At 64.6% G+C, this 1,819-nt stretch carries 1 protein-coding gene; it reads left to right on the top strand.

Annotated elements, in window-relative coordinates; genetic code table 11:
* Positions 1–270 precede the first annotated feature (270 nt).
* On the top strand, positions 271–1,488 hold the full coding sequence (locus tag NKH41_RS33975; protein WP_352935973.1) for an IS110 family RNA-guided transposase: 1,218 nt from the start codon (positions 271–273) through the stop codon (positions 1,486–1,488).
* Positions 1,489–1,819 lie beyond the last annotated feature (331 nt).

Raw genomic sequence — 1,819 nt, 5'->3', positions numbered from 1 at the left:
TTCGTAACCGGTATGATCATGACGGTGCCATCCGATCCCCGCTGGAGATGAGCGATTTTCGGCGTATGGTGCGACCATCCGGGACAGGGGCACCGGGAGCACGCCAAGTGCGGGCAGGCCGATGTATTCGATGAGCTGCGAGCTCGCGTTAGTAGCTGGCCGCCCCTGCGACTTGCCCGGTTGCGCCGAGAGCGCGGATCCGTAGGTGTCGCGTCGCCCGCCGGCTCCCGACTGTTTGAGGAGAGGGAGCCGATGAGACGTGTGATTGGAATGGACATCCACCGCACCTTTGCGGAGGTGGTGGTTTGGGAAGACGGCCGGCTGCGCCATCACGGACGGGTCGACATGACCCGCTCCGGACTGGAAGGGTTCGGCCGCAGTTTGCGACGGACGGATGAGGTTGTCGTCGAGGCCACGGGCAACGCCATGGCGGTGGTGCGGGTTCTGTCGCCCTATGTCGGCCGGGTGATTGTCGCCAACCCGATGCAGGTGAAGGCGATCGCCCATGCCAGGATTAAGACCGACAAGATCGATGCCGGCGTTCTGACGCAGCTCCATGCCAGCGGCTTTCTGCCGGAGGTCTGGGTACCTGACGAGCGGACCGAGCGGCTTCGCCGCCTCGTCGCGCGGCGCAACCAGGTAGTTCGGCATCGCACGCGCGTGAAGAACGAGGTGCATGGCATCCTGCAGGCGCACCTAGTGCCGAAGTGCCCGCATGCCGATCTGTTCAACAATCGCGGTCGCGCCTGGCTCGAGCGGCAGGTGCTTCCCGACGACGAGCGGGCCGCCATCGCTCGCCACATCCGCGAGATTGACCGCCTGGCCGAGGATCTGGCCGACCTCGATCGCGACATCGCCCGGGAAGCGATTGATGATGTGCAAGTCCGGCGGCTTCAGACGATCACCGGCGTCAATGCCATCGTCGCGAGCGGTATCATCGCCGCCGTCGGCGATATCCGGCGGTTTCGCGAACCGCAGAAGCTGGTGAGCTACTTCGGCCTCAATCCGCGTGTGCGCCAATCCGGTCTTGGCTTGGCGCAATATGGCCGGATCAGCAAACATGGTCGTTCCCATGCCCGCGCCATGCTGGTCGAGGCCGCCTGGGCGACGGCGAAGGCGCCCGGACCGCTCAGGGCCTTCTTCCTACGCATCCGTAACAAGCGCGGCCATCAGGTCGCAGCCGTGGCACTCGCCCGCAAGCTCGCCGTGTTGATCTGGCATCTGCTGACAAAGGAGCAGGACTACTTCTGGGCTCGCCCGGCGCTGGTGGCGGCAAAGCAGAGGCAGCTCGCTCTCAAGGCCGGCGCGCCGGGCGAGCGCGGTGTCGGTCGCCGCGGTTCGGCTTACGCCTACAACGTGAAGGAGTTGCGAAACAGCGAGAAAGCCGCGGCCGAGAATGCCGAACGTGCCTACGAGCTAATGGTTCGGCATTGGCGGTCACGAGGGCCGAAGCGGCGCACGGACGCCACAAACGAGGAACGACTATAACGGCTGCGTGGCGGCACTCTCATCCTCTCGCACCACTCTTTGCCACGTGGTCGTCCGTGCCGGACAAATATAGCACAAGGAAATGTGGCGGCACGACCGACGCCCTCGGTCCGCTCCAGAATGGCGCCGTGCTCGACGCCGTCAAGGCGTGGCCTGGAAACCTCGCAGCCGGCCGTGGCGCCATCGCACCGGCCAGCCTTGACTGCGTCTCGACACGCTCGCGTGGGAAATCCTGTGGGCCGGGACGAAGAAACAGGCTCACCTGAGCCGAACAAAGAAACGCAACAGGAATCGAAAAAGTCGAAATCAGGGTTGTCGATGTCATCCGTCG

The sequence above is a fragment of the Mesorhizobium sp. M1169 genome (genome assembly GCF_040318345.1).
Taxonomy (GTDB): domain Bacteria; phylum Pseudomonadota; class Alphaproteobacteria; order Rhizobiales; family Rhizobiaceae; genus Mesorhizobium.
The sequence above is the reverse complement of the archived record's forward strand: the minus strand, read 5'-3'. Positions and strand labels throughout refer to the sequence as shown.